Source organism: Pseudomonas sp. 10(2024), from assembly GCF_045164175.1.
Lineage (GTDB): Bacteria > Pseudomonadota > Gammaproteobacteria > Pseudomonadales > Pseudomonadaceae > Aquipseudomonas > Aquipseudomonas alloputida.
This window is the reverse complement of record NZ_CP174006.1, coordinates 1,741,981-1,761,408: the sequence shown is the minus strand read 5'-3', so window position 1 is coordinate 1,761,408 and position 19,428 is coordinate 1,741,981. Positions and strand designations below refer to the sequence as shown.

At 60.8% G+C, this 19,428-nt stretch carries 13 protein-coding genes and 1 other RNA gene; 4 read left to right on the top strand and 10 right to left on the bottom strand.

Annotation, left to right across the window (positions count from 1 at the left end; genetic code table 11):
* Positions 1-222 precede the first annotated feature (222 nt).
* The 9 genes from ACI7M0_RS08155 to ACI7M0_RS08115 form a co-directional block, all read right to left on the bottom strand.
* Complete coding sequence (locus ACI7M0_RS08155; RefSeq protein ID WP_129933244.1) at positions 223-1,170, bottom strand: hypothetical protein; 948 nt, start codon at positions 1,168-1,170, stop codon at positions 223-225.
* A 46-nt stretch (positions 1,171-1,216) separates the two neighbouring features.
* On the bottom strand, positions 1,217-1,933 hold the full coding sequence (locus ACI7M0_RS08150; protein WP_129933247.1) for a hypothetical protein: 717 nt from the start codon (positions 1,931-1,933) through the stop codon (positions 1,217-1,219).
* Between the two features lie 485 nt (positions 1,934-2,418).
* Positions 2,419-3,123, bottom strand: a complete 705-nt coding sequence (locus tag ACI7M0_RS08145) for a DUF6977 family protein (RefSeq protein ID WP_054830881.1) — start codon at positions 3,121-3,123, stop codon at positions 2,419-2,421.
* Between the two features lie 8 nt (positions 3,124-3,131).
* Positions 3,132-3,770, bottom strand: a complete 639-nt coding sequence (locus ACI7M0_RS08140; RefSeq protein WP_054830880.1) for a DarT ssDNA thymidine ADP-ribosyltransferase family protein — start codon at positions 3,768-3,770, stop codon at positions 3,132-3,134.
* A 396-nt stretch (positions 3,771-4,166) separates the two neighbouring features.
* Positions 4,167-4,263, bottom strand: an RNA gene (ffs, locus tag ACI7M0_RS08135) — signal recognition particle sRNA small type.
* 224 nt (positions 4,264-4,487) lie between these two features.
* Positions 4,488-6,818, bottom strand: coding sequence for an NAD-dependent DNA ligase LigA (ligA, locus tag ACI7M0_RS08130; RefSeq protein ID WP_129933250.1), 2,331 nt, complete (start codon positions 6,816-6,818; stop codon positions 4,488-4,490).
* 219 nt (positions 6,819-7,037) lie between these two features.
* Positions 7,038-7,931, bottom strand: coding sequence for a cell division protein ZipA (gene zipA, locus ACI7M0_RS08125; protein ID WP_020193514.1), 894 nt, complete (start codon positions 7,929-7,931; stop codon positions 7,038-7,040).
* Between the two features lie 204 nt (positions 7,932-8,135).
* Positions 8,136-11,624 carry a chromosome segregation protein SMC gene (gene smc / locus ACI7M0_RS08120; protein ID WP_129933253.1) on the bottom strand — a complete coding sequence of 1,163 codons (3,489 nt, stop codon included), beginning with the start codon at positions 11,622-11,624 and terminating at the stop codon, positions 8,136-8,138.
* Positions 11,625-11,627: 3 nt separating this feature from the next.
* A complete protein-coding gene (locus tag ACI7M0_RS08115) occupies positions 11,628-12,287 on the bottom strand; it encodes a GntR family transcriptional regulator (protein WP_064493455.1) in 660 nt (219 codons plus the stop codon).
* Between the two features lie 268 nt (positions 12,288-12,555).
* On the opposite strand from ACI7M0_RS08115, the gene xdhA reads away from it, so the two are divergent.
* The 4 genes from xdhA to guaD all read left to right on the top strand — a co-directional run bounded on the left by xdhA (position 12,556) and on the right by guaD (position 18,682).
* A complete protein-coding gene (xdhA, locus tag ACI7M0_RS08110) occupies positions 12,556-14,010 on the top strand; it encodes a xanthine dehydrogenase small subunit (protein WP_129933255.1) in 1,455 nt (484 codons plus the stop codon).
* Positions 14,003-16,402 (top strand): xanthine dehydrogenase molybdopterin binding subunit, encoded by a 2,400-nt coding sequence (gene xdhB, locus ACI7M0_RS08105; RefSeq protein ID WP_064493457.1) that lies wholly within the window; start codon positions 14,003-14,005, stop codon positions 16,400-16,402. Before xdhA ends, xdhB begins: the two co-directional genes overlap by 8 nt.
* A gap of 119 nt (positions 16,403-16,521) precedes the next feature.
* Positions 16,522-17,367: a xanthine dehydrogenase accessory protein XdhC gene (gene xdhC / locus ACI7M0_RS08100; protein ID WP_064493458.1), complete on the top strand. Its 846-nt coding sequence runs from the start codon at positions 16,522-16,524 to the stop codon at positions 17,365-17,367.
* Between the two features lie 10 nt (positions 17,368-17,377).
* On the top strand, positions 17,378-18,682 hold the full coding sequence (gene guaD, locus ACI7M0_RS08095; protein ID WP_010955026.1) for a guanine deaminase: 1,305 nt from the start codon (positions 17,378-17,380) through the stop codon (positions 18,680-18,682).
* Here the strand turns inward: guaD and aqpZ are convergent.
* The gene (gene aqpZ / locus ACI7M0_RS08090; RefSeq protein WP_014590205.1) at positions 18,679-19,377 is read right to left on the bottom strand and encodes an aquaporin Z; all 699 of its coding nucleotides are present in this window, start codon (positions 19,375-19,377) and stop codon (positions 18,679-18,681) included. The genes guaD and aqpZ overlap by 4 nt on opposite strands.
* Between the last annotated feature and the right edge of the window lie 51 nt (positions 19,378-19,428).

The following is a 19,428-nucleotide window of genomic DNA, read 5'->3' as shown; positions in this document are numbered from 1 at the left end:
ATACCGACCCATATACTGCTGAATCTCCCGGCATGCCCCGCCATATCGGTGCATATTTTCCTTCCAGCACGGTTAATATAACGTTACAGAGCGAATGGTATATATGGCGTTCAGTGTTACGAGGCAGGACTAATCGCCACCTGCCTTGCTGAAACCCTAGCTCGGCCACTAACTTGTGACAAGGTAGTGTCGGTGATAGCGCTCTTCAGAGCACATGCCTACCTACTTATTGATCAGCGGCTCTTCTGTAGCTCTGAGGACGAGCGTCGCTCCATCCTGATCTGGGCTCTCATGGATTTCCGTTTGAATATTAATGCCAGGCAAGCTCTGAGGGGCGAAGGTTCTGATACGAGCTATGGAGGTACGATCCTGGGTGTGCAGGTATTCTCCTGCCACAATTAAAGGCTGAAATTCTTCGATGCGCTGTACGCTTCCCTTAAAAATTACTATCGCCACCGGAATTGAACCAGCATCTGTTTCTAGCATGTATTTATTATTTCCGCGCATGCTTACTTTGAAGCTAACTGGTAGTGCTGGGCCGTTAACTTCCAGCTCGGCAAGTATCACGGGATTTACATCTATTACCTTTGTGAAGATCGACTGCATAGTCACTTCAGTTCCAGCAGGTACAGATTTCAAAGTAGATAAACCATTTAGGGAAGCCACCTTTCTCTTGATCGCCTCCTCTATCTCGGCAGAATCGTAACTATCAAACCCCAGCATGGCGCTCTCCAGTAGAATTATATCTGTTCTATGCGGCATAAAGTTTAGTTCAGGCCAGCTAGAGAACTCTTCAGCGGTCAGTTTCTTGAACTCTCTAAGGTCAATCCCATACTGCTGTGCCAGCTCTACCGCTCCACGGCTAAAGCCCGATGTCGAGACGGCTGTAACACGAGATAGATTGAATCTCGCCCTGCGAGTAACTAGCTGTTCTATCCAGCTCCCTGGAGCTTTACCTTGACGCCTATCGCGACACTCGATCAGCCAAGTGAAGTCCATTGTGCCAACTTTTCCACTAATGACGATGTCTAATTCCGCAGCCGTACCGCCAGCCGTGGACGGCATTAGTTTTCGGGGCGTCACCTTCCAGCCTGGAGGAAGTCGCAACCCCTCAATATACGAAACCACGCTTTCTAATAGCTTGCCGTCGTTACGCTTTGATGTTGCCATGAGTGCCGCTCCGAAGTTGTACGGGCTATTATTGAAGGGATAGAGGCTATCGCTGGATCACCTCCGTTACTGTTGAGAAAACGGTTTTAAATATCAGGATGCGCTCAAATGGAGTTCGCGGAATTATAGCTTCGGGTGGCCATACTACCCCTTGATCTTGGGCTGAGTCCCAGTAGTCAACAATTAGCAGCAACCAGTATTCATCGCAGGGTTGATAAGCCTTGATTTTCTCACTCTTCTGCATCGCTATCTCATTGACGCGCTCGATAGACAAAGCCGGTATGTCGAAGCTTTGGACTAACTTCCAAGAGTTGTCCCTGTAGCTCTTTCCGCTGTGGTAGATAAACTCTAGTTCCGGCCAATTCTCCGCTGGATTACGCAAAATACAAGGCTCTTCATTTTCAGAAACCTCAAGCACAAGCTCGGCTAACGCCCTTGATATTGACGTCAAGCGCCCCCTTTTAATGGGATGCGTAGAATTGAACCCTACATTGATCTCTATCGCCCGTCCACCAGCAGCAAGATGAGCGGCCTCAGCAAGCTTCAATACGCGCATCCTATCTGGACTCTGCTGCTGTTCGCTGTCAGGCTCTTTGCCGTCCAACTTGTAGAGGCGAGCAATTTCAATGCCGATTGAAGCAGGCCCCTTAATAATTACATCGGGTTTGTCGCCATATTGGACATCTCCAGGTGGCAATTGGTAATGGACACCAAATTGTTCGAAGTATCGCCTCTCGACTTCCTGCTTCGTCACCACGCCCATGTTCGCCTCGCTCTAGATCGTGACCTGATAAGGTCAGGAGATTCTACACTCGAACTGGACACGTGCGACCATTGAGGACGTGACCCTATGGCTGAGAAGCAGCGGTTCAGAGAATATTTTCAGAGCGCGATGATTGCCCTTCAGTCGCTCGATACGAACGCAGAAACCATTGCATCAGCAATAGAACGCCTACGCTCGTAGCCGCCTTCGGGGCGGCTTCACAGTGTCTGCAATATTTCGCAATCAAAGCCAACCGGGCCAGACGCCAGAGCCCATGGCGTTAAGCACCGACCCACATCCGGCAGGACTCAACCGGTTGTCCATTGATGAACCAAAGCTGGTTCATCCTCCCGCTGCATATTTCGCCCTGCAATAGCTGGAGCCACTTGCCGAGAGCCAGCAACGTTCCTGAATTTTCAGGGGCGTGGGTGTGGCGAGACTTTCCCTCAAAGTGAGTGAAATGTCCCACGGGCTTGTGAGACAGCTCACATCCTAAAGCCGCGCTGACGAGTCTCGTCTACTTGGGCATTGCTAACCACTGCATCCCCAACGACTTGGAGAAAGGCCTCCTTCGAAGCAGTCGCAGAGTCGAGCAGCCCACGCCTTGTTAGTGACACGTACAGTGCCACCGAGTAGGCCTGGCAATTGATGGAACGACTGGGGTTGAATTCAATGTCCGTGAAAGCTGAGTAGCCCAGCAGCGCTTCGGTCACATCTGGAAGCTTTTTCAAGGCATTGATGTACAACCAGTCGTAGAACGCTGTCTGTGGTTCCAACTCCCAATCAGTGCCAAAAAAGCGGAATCCAGTAAGCCGTCCCGAGGACTGTAAGCGCTCATCCTTCTTCGCTTCACGCGACGTCTTGGTGAAAAGGTCCACGTAGGGACCGCCGAACTCAAAGACCTTGCTTCCCTGAAAAGCACATTCGACGCTGAAAGTGCGGCCCTGCTTCAAGGTTGTAAACGTAAGATTGAAGGCGCTTAGCGCCACTCCAAGATCCGTTCGGGACTTACTTGAAACCTCCAGCACATTGGTAATACCTGGTAATTCCTGCGATGCCGCATGCAAAGAATCGATGGACTTTTGCTTTTGGGAAGCGGCCATACCTGAAAACCAATGGAAATCGACGTACTCCGTCCGAACCAGTGCAGGGCCGTTTGGGGCCGGAATGAATAGAGGTCGAGCTGCCATCAAGTCACCTATGAAAATTTCCGCACATAATTCCGGGTTCCAAACATACCCTTGCTATTCGGGTGAATGTACACCTTCCGTTCGCCCGTGTGATCCGCATAACGATCCCGAGCCGCTTCTGTTTGGAAAACCACAGCATAAATGAGGGACGGCTCAATCACATCGAAAACCAGCACCTCACCTTGAACGTCAGTGGGATCAAATGGCTTGAGCTTCTGATCAGATCGAGCTTCGAGCCCCTCGATCTCCTCAAACATCCCGATAAAGGCTTCAGGTGTGGTCAGGTCCCTAAGTTGCTGACTGCTGATCCGACCATCGGCAGCGTTGTGACGGCAGAACGCACACTCCTTCACCCAGAGCACCGCAGGGTTGATTACAAGGATCGCCCATTCTGAGGCTTCATCAGCCATGCGATACCGATACAACATCTGGCAGTTTGGGAAACCTATGGACAATGAACTGCTATCTGTGTGCCCATCCCAACGGTATTGATCGTTCACAACGGGCGCAGCACCCAACTCGGCTACTCGCGCTCTCGGATACAACCCGTGTGCCAGGATTGACGATAGGTTCTCCGTCCGAGTGAAGTGGAGTAGGTAGGGTACTTGTAAAGCGGTCGCGTGATTTTGGATCGCTTGCCGTGGCATCGTGCCTCCCGGTAAGTAGCCATATAGTCGTTTTCACTGCGCCAAATATAGCCAGTGGCCACTACCTAGCGTAGCAAACAGCCATCACGTTATCCAATAGGCTAATCCTTTAGCTCAAATCACATTCAGTGAAGGCCCTACAGACCGCCCCGCCTCTTTCATCAGCATGCAAGAGTAGCTGACCCGTTTCGACCACAGGAGCCAGCACCTCGGGGCGGAAATCTTTTCCATAACGACTTTGCACAAGCGAGGTCTACACCGGGCTTGGACGGAAGGAAGTCTGAGAATAGAATGCTCAGCACAGTGCACCACTCAGGTGTACTACAGCACTGGTCCACTTCGAGATTTTCTAGCGAGAAAGTCCTTTAAAATTAAGGACTTACAGAATGGAGGCGGCCCCACCAGCCACACCCCGGCACTCGATGTTCCCGCTATGGCTGCTCCCTTCCGGGCCTGACCAGGTTAACGGGTAATCAATGCGGGGGGACCGATGGGGCCACCACTACATGCCTCGCTGAGCAGCGAGTGGCGCCATTGTACCGGTCTTTGGAGCAGATACAACCACCGCGGCAGAAAAAGTCATCATTTCTCAATGACTTGTCAGGGTCGAGACGGCCTGGACGGGCCTCTTCGCGGGTAAACCCGCTCCTACGGGCGACCGCGCAGGCTTTTCAAGTTTTGAGAAGACAGTTGCCCCCAACTGGGGGGCACGGATGCCTAGACCGCTATGCCCTGTTCGGCCAGGAAGGTAACGAAGGCATCTTCGTCCAGTACCTTCACACCCAGCTCAGCAGCCTTGGCCAGCTTGGAACCTGCCCCCGGCCCTGCGACCACGCAGTGGGTCTTGCCGGAAACGGAACCGGCAACCTTGGCCCCCAGGCTTTCCAGCTTGTCCTTGGCAATGTCGCGGCTCATGCGCTCCAGCGTACCGGTCAGCACCCAGGTCTGGCCGGCCAGCGGCAAGCCTTCGGCCACCTTCTTCTCGCTGCTCCAGTGCATGCCGAACGCCAGCAGCTGCGCTTCGATGTCCCGGGCCAGTTTCTGGTTTGCTTCATCCTTGAAGAACTCACGCACTGCGTCGGCCTGCTTGGCCGCCAGGGCCTGGCGCAGGTCAATGCCGTCGGCGGCGATGATCTTGTCCAGGCTGTCGAGCTTGGCCACCAACTTCTCGGCACCGGTCGGGCCGACGGAGGCAATGTCGAGCTTGGCGATCATCCCGGCCAAGGTGGTGCTGGCGGCAAATTCGGCAGCCAGCTCGCCTTCGTCCTGCAACTGCATACCGCTGTCGAGCAGTTGCTGGATAACCTTCTGGTTGTGCTCGTCTTCAAAGAAGTTGTGGATCTCGTAGGCCACTTCGAGACCGATGTCCGGCAAATAGGTCAGCACCTGCGGCAATGCCTGCTGCACGCGCGCCAGGCTGCCCAGCGAGCGGGCCAGCACCTTGGCAGTCTCCTCGCCGACATCCGGGATGCCCAGCGCGTAGATGAAGCGCGCCAGGCTCGGGCGCTTGCTGGCTTCAATGGCATCCAGCAGCTTCTGGGTAGACACCTCGGCGAAGCCTTCCAGGCCGACGATCTGCTCGAACTGCAGCTTGTACAGGTCAGCCGGCGAGCCGATCAGGCCTTCATCCACCAACTGCTCGACGCTCTTCTCACCCAGACCGTCGATGTCCATGGCACGGCGCGACACATAATGAATGATCGCCTGCTTGAGCTGGGCGCCACAGGCCAGGCGGCCGACACAGCGGTACACCGCACCTTCGCTGGTGGTTTCCTTGCCCTTGCTGCGCTTTACCAGCCGGGTACGCTCGACCTGCGAGCCACAGACCGGGCATGCGCTTGGCACCTCTACCGGGCGGGCGCCTTGCGGACGACGCTCCAGCACCACCTGCATCACCTGCGGGATCACGTCGCCGGCCCTGCGAATGATCACCGTGTCGCCGATACGCAGGCCCAGGCGGGCGATTTCGTCCATGTTGTGCAAGGTGGCGTTGGACACCGTCACACCGGCCACCTTGACCGGCTTCAGCCGCGCCACAGGCGTTACGGCACCCGTACGGCCAACCTGGAACTCAACGTCCAGCACCTCGGTCAGCTCTTCCATGGCCGGGAACTTGTGGGCAATCGCCCAGCGCGGCTCACGGGCGCGGAAGCCCAGTTCGCGCTGGGCGGCCAGGCTGTTGACCTTGAACACTACCCCGTCGATCTCATACGGCAGGCTGTTACGCCGCTCGCCAATGTCGCGGTAGTAGGCCAGGCATTCTTCGATGCCCGCCGCATGCTTGAGCTCGCGGCTGATCGGCAGGCCCCAGGCCTTGAGTTGCTCGAGGATGCCGATGTGGCTGTCGCCGATGCTCTCGGACACCTGGCCGACGCCATAGCAGCAGAACTCCAGCGGGCGGCTGGCGGTAATTTTCGAGTCCAGCTGGCGCAGGCTGCCAGCGGCAGCGTTGCGCGGGTTGGCGAAGGTCTTGCCACCGGCCTCGGCCTGGGCGGCATTGAGCCGGTCGAAGCCGGCCTTGCTCATGTACACCTCGCCGCGCACCTCCAGCACTGCCGGCCAGCCCTTACCCTGCAACTTGAGCGGGATGTTGCGCACGGTGCGTACGTTGGCGCTGATGTCTTCGCCAGTGGTGCCGTCGCCACGGGTGGCACCCTGCACCAGCTGGCCGTCGCGGTATAGCAGGCTCACGGCCAGGCCATCGAGCTTGGGTTCGCAGCTGTAGTCGACCGCGCCAGGCTGATCGAGGCCTTCTACCACGCGACGGCCGAACTCACGCAGGTCGGCTTCTTCGAAGGCGTTGCCCAGGCTGAGCATCGGCACTTCGTGGCGCACCTGGCTGAACGCAGCCAAGGCAGCTCCACCCACACGCTGGGTGGGCGAGTCGGGGGTTACCAGGTGCGGGTGTTCAGCTTCCAGCGCCTTGAGCTCGTTGAACAGGCGGTCGTATTCGGCATCGGGCACGCTGGGCTCGTCGAGCACGTAGTAGCGATAGTTATGCTGATCGAGCTCGGCACGCAGTTCGAGGATACGGGTTTCGGCGGTCATGGGATTGTCTTCTCTTGCAAAGCAAAAGAGCAGCTTGGGGTGGTGCGTGGAGTTTTAGGTGTCTATTGACTGTGCCGGCCTCTTCGCGGGTAAACCCGCTCCTACGAGGGCATCACATGCCTTTGTAGGAGCGGGTTTACCCGGGAAGAGGCCGGCACAGGCAACGACGATACCCGAACCGGCCAGCACGCCCTCAGGCTGCTCTTTCGTCTGGATCTGTCAGCGTTTCTGGGTCAGCGCACGGCGCTCGAACTCGACGATACGCTGGCGGTAGTGCTCGATGGTCTGGGCAGTCAGCACGCTGCGCTGGTCATCCTTGAGCTCACCGTTCAGTTCGTGGGCCAGCTTGCGTGCCGCAGCAACCATCACGTCGAAAGCCTGCTTCGGATGACGTGGGCCCGGCAAGCCGAGGAAGAAGCTCACCGCGCGGGTGCTGAAGTGATCGATGTCGTCCAGGTCGAACACGCCAGGCTTGACTGCGTTGGCCATCGAGAACAGCACCTCGCCGTGACCAGCCATGCTCTCGTGGCGGTGGAAGATGTCCATTTCGCCGAAGCGCAAGCCGCTTTCCAGGATGTTCTGCAACAACGCCGGGCCCTTGAAGCCACCCTCGTCGCGCGAGATCACGCTGATGACCAGCACCTCTTCGGCAGGTGGCAACTCCTTGACGCTGTTGCTGGCAGGCGCTGCGCCGCTGCTACGGTTGTTGTCGGCGGCAAAGTCGTCATCGCTGTCGGCAAACAGGTCGGGCTCGCGCGGCTCGGCGCTCAGGTTCAGGTCACCCTGCTGCACATCAGCAGCCGCACTGGCACGCTTGCCGCGCTTGCTGGCCTTGACCGGCTTGGGCTCACGCTCGCGATCACGCGCAGACGCGCTGAGCGACGGCAGGTCGCTTTCGTCCAGCTCAGGCTCCTTGTGGGTATCGAGCACTCGCGACGGGCCGAGCACCTCGGCACTGCCACCCTCTTCGTCCGGCAGGTTGGAATAACTGCGATCCAGACGGAATTTCAACTTGCCTTTCCCGCCGCGCATGCGGCGCCAGCCGTCGAAAAGAATCCCGGCGATAACAATGATGCCGATGAGGATCAGCCACTCGCGCAGACCGATTTCCATGTAATCCCGTGCCTCTATAAAAATATGCTTGAAAACAAAGGGTTCAAAGCCCTTTAACACGTGGCGCCAACTCTATGTTCTGACAGGCGTTTTACCCACGCAAAAAACGAGTGACATTAAGCTAGCACGACCAAAGACAACTTTACACCGTCTGTCGCACACGGCGGGGCATTTCGCTGCAGAATGTGCCCCTATCGTCGTGCATCAAGCGTCGACCATGGCCATGGCCGCCTCCACATCAACCGCAACAAGGCGTGAACAACCTGGTTCATGCATGGTCACCCCCATCAATTGGTCCGCCATCTCCATGGCAATCTTGTTATGGGTGATGTAGATGAACTGCACGCTTTCACTCATTTCCTTGACCAGACGCGCGTAGCGCCCGACGTTGGCATCGTCCAGCGGCGCATCGACCTCGTCGAGCATGCAGAACGGTGCGGGGTTCAACTTGAAGATGGCAAACACCAGCGCCAAGGCGGTCAGTGCCTTCTCGCCGCCGGACAGCAAATGGATGGTGCTGTTCTTCTTGCCCGGTGGGCGCGCCATGATCGTCACCCCTGTATCGAGTAAATCTTCGCCCGTCAGTTCCAGATAAGCGCTGCCACCCCCGAAAACTTTTGGGAAAAGTGCCTGTAATCCGGCATTTATCTGATCAAAGGTATCCTTGAAGCGGTTGCGGGTTTCCTTGTCGATCTTGCGGATGACGTTTTCGAGGGTCTCCAGCGCTTCGACCAGGTCGGCGTCCTGGGCGTCCAGGTAACGTTTGCGCTCGGACTGCTGCTCGTATTCTTCGATGGCCGCCAGGTTGATCGCCCCCAGGCGCTGGATGCGCGCTTCAAGCTGTTCCAGCTCCTGCTCGGTGCCCTGCTCGCTGGCCTCGGCTTCCAGGGTGGCGAGCACGCCTTGCAGGTCATAGCCGTCGGCCAGCAACTGTTCCTGCAAGGTCTTGCGCCGCACATCCAGGCCCTGGCACTCCAGGCGCAGCTGCTCCAGTTGACCACGCAGCAGCTGGGCCTGCTGCTCGGCCTGGGTGCGGCGTTTTTCGGCATCGCGCAGTTCGCGGTCAGCTTCGTCCATGTGCAGGCGAGCCAGGCGCATTTCCTCGTCGACGCTCATGCGCCGCTCCAGCAGCTCCTCCAGCTTCAGACGCAGTTCTTCCTGCGGGGCTTCACCCTCCTCCAGGTTCAGGCTCAGTTGTTCCTGGCGTTCGGTCAGGCGCGCAGCTTGCTGCTCCAGACGCTCCAGCGCCTGGCGGGTAGAGTCGTGCTGGGCACGCAGCGACCCCAGACGCACCGCCAGCTGGTGAGCGTGGTCCTTGTGCTGGCGGGCCTCCTGACGCACCCGGTCAAGGCTTTCGCGCAGAGTATCGCGGCGGGCCATCAACTGTTCGCGCTGCTCGGTGTCCTGGGCCATGAGCTCCAGAGCCTCTTGCAGCAGCAGGCGCGCTTCGCCCAGTTGCTCGTGTTCCAGGGCGCGCTGTTCTTCCAGCTCGCTCAGCTCTTCCTGCAGGCGGCGGCGGCGCAGTTCGACCTGCTCGGCGCGCGCGCGGCTGGCCGAAAGACTGGCCTTCAGCTCGCCGTGCAGGCGGTTTTCATCCTGGGTGCGGCGGCGCAACTGTTCGCGCTGCTCCTCCAGGTCCAGTTGCTGCTCGCGCAGGGCCTGCAACTGTTGATCGAGTTGCTCCAGCGCCGCTTCCTGTTCCAGTTGTTCCTGGCCCAGGCGTTCGATTTCCTGGCCGCGCGCCAGCACGCCGCCTTCGGCCTCGCCACCCCGGCGTACCCGCAGGAAGTGCCGGCCGACCCAGTAGCCATCGCGACTGACCAGGCTCTGCCCTTCGCCGAGCGCCCCGCGCTGCTCCAGTGCCTGAGCCAGGTCTTCCACAGGCCTGACCTGGCCCAGCCAGGGCGTCAGGTCGATACGGCCCTCGACCTTCTCCAGCAAGCTGCCGGGCAAGGTCGCCCCCGCGCCGAGGGCCAGCAGCAAGCGCAGCTCACCCTGTTCCAGGCCGGCAAAATCGAGGTCGTTGAAATCGTCCACCAGCACAGCCTGCAGATCGGCGCCAAGCACCGTCTCTACCGCCAGCTCCCAACCCGGCTCCACCCGCAAGCCTTCGGCCAGCCGCGGCTGTTGCTCCAGCCCTTGGCCGTGCAGCCATTGCGCAGCACCTGCGCCCGGCTCCAGGGCGGCCTGCTGCAAGGCTTCAAGCGAGGCCAGGCGCCCACCCAGGCGCTGCAGGTCGCCCTGTGCCTGCTGTTGCGCCTGGGTGGCCTGCTGCAGTTGCTCGCGCGCGCTTTCCAGGCGCTCGATCACCTGCTCTTCGGAGAGCTGCAGTTCTTCCAGCAGCATTTCGCTGCTGGCCAGTTGCTCGGCCAGTTCGAGCATGGCGGCATCCTGCGGGTCGCTGCCCAGTTGCTCGCGCTCCTCGACCAACTTACGCTGGCGCTCGGCCTGGCGCTCAAGGCTGGTTTCCAGCTGCTGCAGGCGCGCCTGCTGCACTTCGGCCTGGCGGCGCGGTTCGGCGGAGCGGCTGTTGAAGCTGTCCCACTGTTCCTGCCAGCCGTGCATGCCCAGCTCGGCCTCTTCAAGCGCGGCAGCGGCTTCCTCGGCAGCAGCCAGGGTCATTTCCTGCTCGGGTTCGAGCATGGCCAGCTCTTCGCCCAAAGTCGCCAGCAGGGTACGGTCGTGCCCCAGGTGCGATTCGGTTTCCAGGCGTGTGCGCTCGGCTTCCTTGAAGTCGTCCTGCAACTGCCGCAGGCGCTGCTGGCCGTGCTGAATGCTCTGCTCGACCCGGGCGATGTCACCGGCAACCGAGTAGAAACGACCCTGCACCTGGTTGAAGCGTTCGGACAGTTCGTGATGACCGTCGCGCAGGCGTTCGATACTGGCATCGGCATTGCGCTGCTCGGCCACCAGTGCCTCGTGAGAAACGTCCTGATCGCCGATCACCGATTCGCGCTGGCGTACTTGTTCGTCCAGGTCTCGCCAGCGCAAGGCAGACAGGCGCGCTTTCATCTGCCGCTCCTGAGCCTTGTACTCACGGTACTTTTCGGCCGCCTGGGCCTGGCGGTGCAGACGTTCCAGCTGGCGCTCGAGCTCTTCGCGCAGGTCGGTCAGGCGCGCCAGGTTTTCCTGGGTGCGGCGGATGCGGTTCTCGGTTTCGCGGCGGCGCTCCTTGTATTTGGAAATGCCAGCCGCTTCCTCGATGAAGTTGCGCAGCTCCTCGGGCTTGGCCTCGATCAGCTTGGAGATCATGCCCTGCTCGATGATCGAGTAGCTGCGCGGCCCCAGCCCCGTCCCGAGGAAAATATCCGTGATGTCACGCCGGCGGCATTTGGTGCCGTTGAGGTAATAGCTGTTCTGCCCGTCGCGGGTAACCTTGCGGCGGATCGAAATCTCGGCGTAGGCGGCATACTCGCCGACCAGGGTGGTTTCGCTGTTGTCGAACACCAGCTCGATACTGGCCTGGCTGACCGGCTTGCGGCCACTGGAGCCGTTGAAGATGACGTCGGTCATCGACTCGCCGCGCAGGTTCTTCGCCGAACTCTCGCCCATCACCCAACGCACCGCGTCGATGATATTGGACTTGCCGCAGCCGTTTGGCCCAACCACCGCCGCCATGTTGCTGGGGAAGTTGACCGTGGTCGGGTCGACGAACGACTTGAACCCGGCCAGGCGAATGCACTTCAGGCGCATCGGTCAGCCTCTGGCCAGTGCCGCCAGCACCAGTTCGCAGCTGCGCTGGCCATAGGCGGTGAGCACCTCGCGAATGCGCGGCAGGTCACGCGAGACCACGGCTTCGAGCAAGCGGGCGAACAGGTCGAGATAGTCGATCATGTTGGCCTGGCGCTGGTCCAGCGACAGGTAATAGGCACGGCTCATGGCCGGCTGCAGGTTTTCCACGGTTTCCTGCAGGAACGGGTTGTCGGCGAACGGATAGGCCGCACGCATGACCGCAAAACTGTCGGCGACGAAGGTCTTGATGTCGAGCTGGTCATGGGCACGCTGCAGCCGCTGCTGGATTTCCAGAAACGGGCGCAGGTCGGCTTCGGTGCGCCATTTTTGCGCAACCGCATTGCCCAGCAGGATGTAAAACTCGCCCATCAGCGAGCACAGGCTGCGAACGCTGCGCTCGTCCAGCACGGTCACATGGGCACCCCGGCGCGGCAGGATCGCCACCAGATGGCGGCGCTCGAGGATCAGCAGTGCTTCGCGCACCGAGCCGCGGCTGACGTTGAGCGCCTGGGTAACTTTCTGCTCCTGGATACGTTCGCCTGGCGCCAGCTCGCCGCGGATGATGCGTTCGGCCAGATAATCGGCAATCTGCTCGGAGAGGCTGTCCGGGGCCTTGAACGTCATGGTTTTCCTTCAAAATCATTGAACTGGGCACAAGGGGCGAATTGTAGCGTACTTGGGCGGTAATCGCGCAGAGGGGCCAGGTGGTTTATTTGACCTGTCAGACAGCCGCGCGCCCGGCGCGATCTATGCTTGTAATAGAGGCAGTGTGTGCGGCTGGGCATGGACATGTGCATTTTCTTGACCCTTGAGTCAAAAAAATATTGACCTGCTAGACAGGTCTTGCTTAGAGTCCGCCCAACAACAATAAAACCATTGCGAGGCCTTCCCCGTGATCCAGTTTCTCGTCAACCAGGAGCTGCGTAGTGAGCACGCCCTGGACCCTAACATGACGGTGCTGCAGTACCTGCGCGAGCACCTGGGCAAAACCGGCACCAAGGAGGGCTGCGCCAGTGGAGACTGCGGCGCTTGCACCGTGGTGGTCGGCGAACTGATCCAGGACGACCTGGGTAACGACAGCCTGCGCTACCGCAGCCTCAATTCGTGCCTGACCTTTGTGTCGTCGCTGCACGGCAAGCAACTGATCAGCGTCGAGGGGCTCAAACAACAGGGCCAACTGCACAGCGTTCAACAAGCGATGGCAGACTGCCACGGATCGCAATGCGGCTTCTGCACGCCCGGCTTCGTCATGTCACTGTTTGCCCTGCAAAAGAACAGCAGCGGCCCCGACCTGCATCAGGCCCAGGAAGCCCTGGCTGGCAACCTGTGCCGCTGCACCGGTTACCGGCCGATCCTCGACGCCGCCGAGCAGAGCTGCCACCAGCCCTGCCGCGACCAGTTCGATACCCAGCAGGCGCAAACCATCAGCCGCCTCAAGGCCATTGCCCCGACCCAGACCGGCGAGCTGAACAGCGGCGACAAGCGCTGCCTGGTGCCGCTGACCGTGGCGGATCTGGCCGACCTGTACAGCTCGCACCCCGAAGCGCGACTGCTGGCCGGTGGTACCGACCTGGCGCTGGAAGTCACCCAGTTCCACAAGACCTTGCCGGTGATGATCTACGTCGGCCATGTGGCAGAACTCAAGCGCATCGAGAAAACCGCCAGCCACCTGGAGATCGGCGCCGCCACGCCACTGACTGACTGCTACGCCGCGCTGAACGAGGAGTACCCTGACTTCGGGGCACTGCTGCACCGCTTTGCCTCGCTGCAGATCCGCAACCAGGGCACCCTCGGCGGCAACATCGGCAACGCCTCGCCAATCGGCGACTCGCCACCCCTGCTGATCGCCCTGGACGCGCAGGTGGTGCTGCGCCAGGGTGAACGCCAACGGGTTATGCCGCTGGAAGACTACTTCATCGACTACCGCATCACGGCTCGCCAGGACAGCGAGTTCATCGAGAAGATCATCGTGCCGCGCGCCACCAGTGACTGGACGTTCCGCGCCTATAAAGTGTCCAAGCGCCTGGACGACGACATCTCCGCCGTGTGCGCAGCCTTCAACCTCAGCATCGAAGACGGTGTGGTCAGCGGTGTGCGTATCGCCTTCGGCGGCATGGCGGCGATTCCCAAGCGCGCCCGCGCCTGTGAGGCGGCGCTGCGCGGCAAGCCGTGGGACCAGGCTGCCATCGAGCGCGCCTGCCAGGCCCTGGCCGAGGACTTCACCCCGCTAAGCGACTTCCGCGCCAGCAAGGAATACCGCCTGCTGACCGCGCAGAACCTGCTGCGCAAGTATTTCATCGAACAGCAAACACCGCACATCGAAACCCGGGTGACCGCTTATGTCTAACCATCACGTAGCCAAGAGCCAGGCCGAGATGGCCGAACTGTTCAGCCAGGACCTGACCACCGGGGTCGGCCGCAGCGTCAAGCACGACAGCGCCGACAAGCATGTATCGGGGGAGGCGCTGTACATTGACGATCGCCTGGAATTCCCTAACCAGTTGCATGTATATGCGCGTACCGCCGACCGCGCCCATGCGCGCATCCTGCGCATCGACACCACGCCGTGCTATGCCTTCGAGGGTGTGCGTATCGCCATCACCCACGAAGACATCCCCGGCCTGAAGGACATCGGCCCGGTGGTGGCCGGCGACCCGCTGCTGGCCATCGACAAGGTCGAGTTCTTCGGCCAGCCGGTGCTCGCTGTCGCTGCCCGCGATCTTGAAACCGCACGCAAAGCGGCCATGGCCGCCATCGTCGAGTACGAAGACTTGGAGCCGGTGCTGGACGTGGTCGAGGCGCTGCGCAAGAAGCACTTCGTGCTCGATAGCCACACCCATCAGCGCGGCGATTCGGCTGCCGCCCTGGCCAGCGCCCCGCATCGCATTCAGGGCACCCTGCACATCGGCGGCCAGGAGCACTTCTACCTGGAAACGCAGATTTCCTCGGTCATGCCTACCGAAGACGGCGGCATGATCGTCTACTGCTCCACCCAGAACCCCACCGAAGTGCAGAAACTGGTCGCCGAAGTACTCGACGTGCCGATGAACAAGGTGGTGCTGGACATGCGCCGCATGGGCGGCGGTTTTGGCGGCAAGGAAACCCAGGCCGCCAGCCCGGCATGCTTGTGCGCGGTCATTGCGCGCCTGACCGGCCAGCCAACCAAGATGCGCCTGCCCCGGGTCGAAGACATGACCATGACCGGCAAGCGCCACCCGTTCTACGTCGAGTATGACGTGGGCTTCGACGACAACGGCCGGCTGCACGGTATCAATTTCGACCTGGCTGGCAACTGTGGCTATTCGCCCGACCTGTCCGGTTCGATCGTCGACCGTGCCATGTTCCACTCCGACAACGCTTACTACCTGGGCGATGCCACCGTCCACGGCCACCGCTGCAAGACCAACACCGCCTCCAACACCGCCTACCGCGGCTTTGGCGGCCCACAGGGCATGGTCGCCATCGAGCAGGTGATGGACCATATCGCCCGTCATCTGGGCCGCGACCCGCTGGCCGTGCGCAAGGCCAACTATTACGGCAAGACCGAACGCAACGTCACCCACTACTACCAGACCGTCGAGCACAACATGCTCGAAGAGATGACCGCCGAGCTGGAGGCCAGCAGCGACTACGCCGAGCGACGCGAGTCGATCCGCCGCTTCAACGCCAACAGCCCGATCCTGAAGAAAGGCCTGGCACTGACACCGGTCAAGTTCGGCATTTCGTTCACCGCCACCTTCCTCAACCAGGCCGGTGCACTGATCCATATCTACACCGACGGCAGCATTCACCTGAACCACGGCGGCACCGAAATGGGCCAGGGCCTGAACACCAAGGTGGCCCAGGTGGTGGCGCAGATCTTCCAGGTGGATTTCAGCCGCATCCAGATCACCGCTACCAACACCGACAAGGTGCCTAACACCTCGCCTACGGCTGCTTCCAGCGGCGCCGACCTGAACGGCAAGGCGGCGCAGAACGCCGCCGAAATCCTCAAGAAACGCCTGACCGAGTTTGCCGCACGGCACTATCAGGTGACCGAGGAAGACGTCGAGTTCCGCAACGGCCATGTGCGGGTGCGCGACCAGATCGTCAGCTTCGAGCAACTGGTGCAGCAGGCCTACTTCGCCCAGGTGTCGCTGTCCAGCACCGGGTTCTACCGCACGCCGAAGATCTTCTACGACCGCAGCCAGGCCCGCGGCCGGCCGTTCTACTACTTCGCCTTTGGCGCTGCCTGCGTGGAAGTGATCGTCGACACGCTGACCGGCGAATACAAGATGTTGCGCGCCGACATCCTGCATGACGTGGGCGATTCGCTGAACCCTGCGATCGACATCGGCCAGGTGGAGGGCGGTTTCATCCAGGGCATGGGCTGGCTGACCACCGAAGAGCTGGTGTGGAACGCCAAAGGCAAGCTGATGACCAACGGCCCGGCCAGCTACAAGATCCCGGCCGTGGCCGACATGCCACTGGACCTGCGAGTGAAGCTGGTGGAGAACCGCAAGAACCCGGAAGACACCGTGTTCCACTCCAAGGCCGTGGGCGAGCCCCCGTTCATGCTCGGCATTGCTGCCTGGTGTGCAATCAAGGATGCCGTGGCCAGCCTGGCCGATTACCGCGTGCAGCCGCAGGTGGATGCGCCGGCAACGCCGGAGCGGGTGCTTTGGGGCTGCGAGCAGATGCGCAAGGCAGTGGCTGAAACACAGTCGCGCGAACGGGAACTGGAAACCATCACCCCCTGACAACGCAAGGCCCTTGTAGGAGCGGGTTTACCCGCGAATGCGATATCAGCTCCAGCGCTACATTCGCGGGTAAACCCGCTCCTACAAGGGTCGGCAGCATGGCTTAGAGAGGTTGCATCATGCACCAATGGATCAACGCCCTCGCCGACCACCAGTCCCGTGGCGAAGCTTGCGTGCTGGTGACCATCATCGAAGAGCGCGGCTCTACCCCGCGCAACGCAGGCTCGAAGATGGTGGTCAGCGCCAGCGGCCTGTTCGACACCATCGGCGGCGGCCACCTGGAATACAAGGCGCTGCACATCGCCCGGCAAATGCTCGAAGAGCAGCGCACCACCCCGCACCTGGAGCGCTTCAGCCTCGGTGCCAGCCTGGGCCAGTGTTGCGGCGGCGCCACCGTGCTGCTGTTCGAGCCGATGGCCGCGGTGCAGGCGCAGATCGCCGTGTTCGGCGCGGGCCATGTCGGCAGGGCTCTGGTACCCTTGCTCGCCGCGCTCCCCTGCCGGGTGCGCTGGATCGACTCGCGTGAACAGGAATTCCCCGAACTCATCCCCAATGGGGTGACCAAGGTCGTCAGTGAGGAACCGGTCGACGAAATCGCAGACCTGCCGCCCGGCAGCTACTGCATCGTCATGACCCACAACCACCAGCTCGACCTGGAACTGACTGCCGCCATTCTCAAGCGCAACGATTTCACCTGGTTCGGCCTGATCGGCTCGAAGACCAAACGGGTCAAGTTCGAGCACCGCCTGCGCGAACGAGGCTTCGACGAGGCCGTGATGGCCCGCATGCGCTGCCCGATGGGCCTGGCCGAGGTCAAAGGCAAGCTGCCCATCGAGATCGCCGTGTCCATCGCCGGTGAAATCATTGCCACTTACAACGCCTGCTTCGGCCAGCACGACGCTGCCGCCAATGCCGGCCCCATTGCCCAGTTGCTGCCGCCCTCCCGGCGCAGCCAAGCCATTTGACGAGTGTGTTATGACCGTTACCCGCAAAGCCTACCGTGCCGCCATCCTGCACAGCATTGCCGACCCGGCCGAGGTGGGCCTGGAGGCTTCCCATGAATACTACGAAGACGGCCTGCTGGTGGTCGACGATGGCCGCATCAGCGCCGTGGGGCACGCCAGTGAACTGCTGCCGACGCTGGATGCCGGCATCCCGGTCGAGCACTACCAGGACGCGCTGATCACCCCGGGCTTCATCGATACCCACATCCACTTCCCGCAGACCGGCATGATCGGTTCCTACGGCGAGCAGCTGCTGGATTGGCTCAATACCTACACCTTCCCCTGCGAAAAACAGTTCGCCGACAAAGGCCACGCCGACCAGGTGGCGAAGATCTTCCTCAAGGAACTGCTGCGCAACGGCACCACCACTGCGCTGGTATTCGGCAGCGTGCACCCGGAGTCGGTGAATGCCCTGTTCGAAGAGGCTGAACGCCTGGACCTGCGCCTGATCGCCGGCAAGGTGATGATGGACCGCAACGCGCCGGACTACCTGACCGACACCGCCGAATCGGGCTATGCCGAAAGCAAGGCACTGATCGAGCGCTGGCATGGCAAGGGCCGCCTGCATTATGCCGTTACCCCGCGGTTCGCCCCAACCAGCACGCCGGAACAATTGACCCTGGCCGGCCAATTGCTCAAGGAGCACCCGGGCGTGTACATGCACACGCACCTGTCGGAAAACCTCAAGGAAATCGACTGGGTCAAATCGCTGTTCCCCGAGCAGAAGGGTTATCTGGACGTCTACGATCACTTCGAGCTGCTGGGCGAGCGCTCGGTGTTTGCCCACGGCGTGCACCTGTGCGACGAAGAGTGCCAGCGCCTGGCCGAAACCGGCTCGGCTGTGGCCTTCTGCCCCACCTCCAACCTGTTCCTCGGCAGCGGCCTGTTCAACCTGCCCCAGGCCGAGCGGTTCGGGGTCAACGTGGGCCTGGGTACCGACGTTGGCGCCGGCACCAGCTTCTCTCTGCTGAACACCCTGAACGAGGCATACAAGGTGATGCAGCTGCAAGGCGCGCGTCTGCATCCGTACAAATCGCTGTACCTGGCCACCCTCGGCGGCGCCCGCGCGCTACGCCTGGACGACCGTATCGGTAGCCTGCGCCCGGGCAACGATGCCGACTTCGTGGTGCTGGACTACAAGGCCACGCCACTGCTGGACTACCGCATCCAGCAGTCCAACAGCATCGAAGAAACCTTGTTCGTGCTCACCACCCTGGGCGATGACCGTACCGTACGTGAAACCTACGCCGCCGGGCGCTGCGTGCACCAGCGTTAAGGTTCTTTCGCCAGGCCCCGATACAGCGCGCCGCCGATAGCAGCACCGATCAGCGGCGCCACCCAGAATAGCCACAGCTGCTGCAGGGCCCAGCCACCGACGAACAAGGCCGGCCCCGTGCTTCGCGCGGGGTTGACCGAGGTATTGGTCACCGGGATCGAGATCAGGTGGATCAGGGTCAGGGCCAGGCCGATGGCGATGGGTGCAAAACCTGCCGGTGCGCGGGCGTCGGTCGCCCCCATGATGACCACCAGGAACATCGCCGTCATCACCACTTCACTGACAAAGCCTGCACCCAGCGTATAGCCACCGGGCGAGTGGTCGGCGTAGCCGTTTGAAGCCAACCCCGCAGACAGCTCGAAACCGGCCTTGCCGCTGGCGATGAGGTAGATCACACCGGCCGCCAGGATGGCACCGATCACCTGGGCGATCACATAAGGCAGCAGCTCTTTTGCCGGGAAGCGCCCGCCCACCACCAGCCCGAACGATACGGCAGGGTTTAGATGGCAACCAGAAATATGGCCGATGGCGAAGGCCATGGTCAGTACGGTGAGGCCGAAGGCGAAGGCGACACCGAGCACACCGATGCCGAGAGGGGAACTGGCTGCGAGTACCGCACTGCCACAGCCACCAAGGACCAGCCAGAAGGTGCCGATCAGTTCGGCCCCCATGCGTTTACCCAGGGACATGCTCATGAATCCATTCCTCAAGAAGTTGAACGCAACGAATGCGCAAGCCCAACTGCT

Coding starts and splice junctions, on each gene's coding strand:
- aqpZ (WP_014590205.1), bottom strand. CDS start 19,377: ATGAGCATGTCCCTGGGTAAACGCATGGGGGCCGAACTGATCGGCACC.
- ACI7M0_RS08145 (WP_054830881.1), bottom strand. CDS start 3,123: ATGGCAGCTCGACCTCTATTCATTCCGGCCCCAAACGGCCCTGCACTG.
- ligA (WP_129933250.1), bottom strand. CDS start 6,818: ATGACCGCCGAAACCCGTATCCTCGAACTGCGTGCCGAGCTCGATCAG.
- ACI7M0_RS08140 (WP_054830880.1), bottom strand. CDS start 3,770: ATGCCACGGCAAGCGATCCAAAATCACGCGACCGCTTTACAAGTACCC.
- ACI7M0_RS08155 (WP_129933244.1), bottom strand. CDS start 1,170: ATGGCAACATCAAAGCGTAACGACGGCAAGCTATTAGAAAGCGTGGTT.
- guaD (WP_010955026.1), top strand. CDS start 17,378: ATGACCGTTACCCGCAAAGCCTACCGTGCCGCCATCCTGCACAGCATT.
- ACI7M0_RS08150 (WP_129933247.1), bottom strand. CDS start 1,933: ATGGGCGTGGTGACGAAGCAGGAAGTCGAGAGGCGATACTTCGAACAA.
- xdhC (WP_064493458.1), top strand. CDS start 16,522: ATGCACCAATGGATCAACGCCCTCGCCGACCACCAGTCCCGTGGCGAA.
- zipA (WP_020193514.1), bottom strand. CDS start 7,931: ATGGAAATCGGTCTGCGCGAGTGGCTGATCCTCATCGGCATCATTGTT.
- smc (WP_129933253.1), bottom strand. CDS start 11,624: ATGCGCCTGAAGTGCATTCGCCTGGCCGGGTTCAAGTCGTTCGTCGAC.
- ACI7M0_RS08115 (WP_064493455.1), bottom strand. CDS start 12,287: ATGACGTTCAAGGCCCCGGACAGCCTCTCCGAGCAGATTGCCGATTAT.
- xdhB (WP_064493457.1), top strand. CDS start 14,003: ATGTCTAACCATCACGTAGCCAAGAGCCAGGCCGAGATGGCCGAACTG.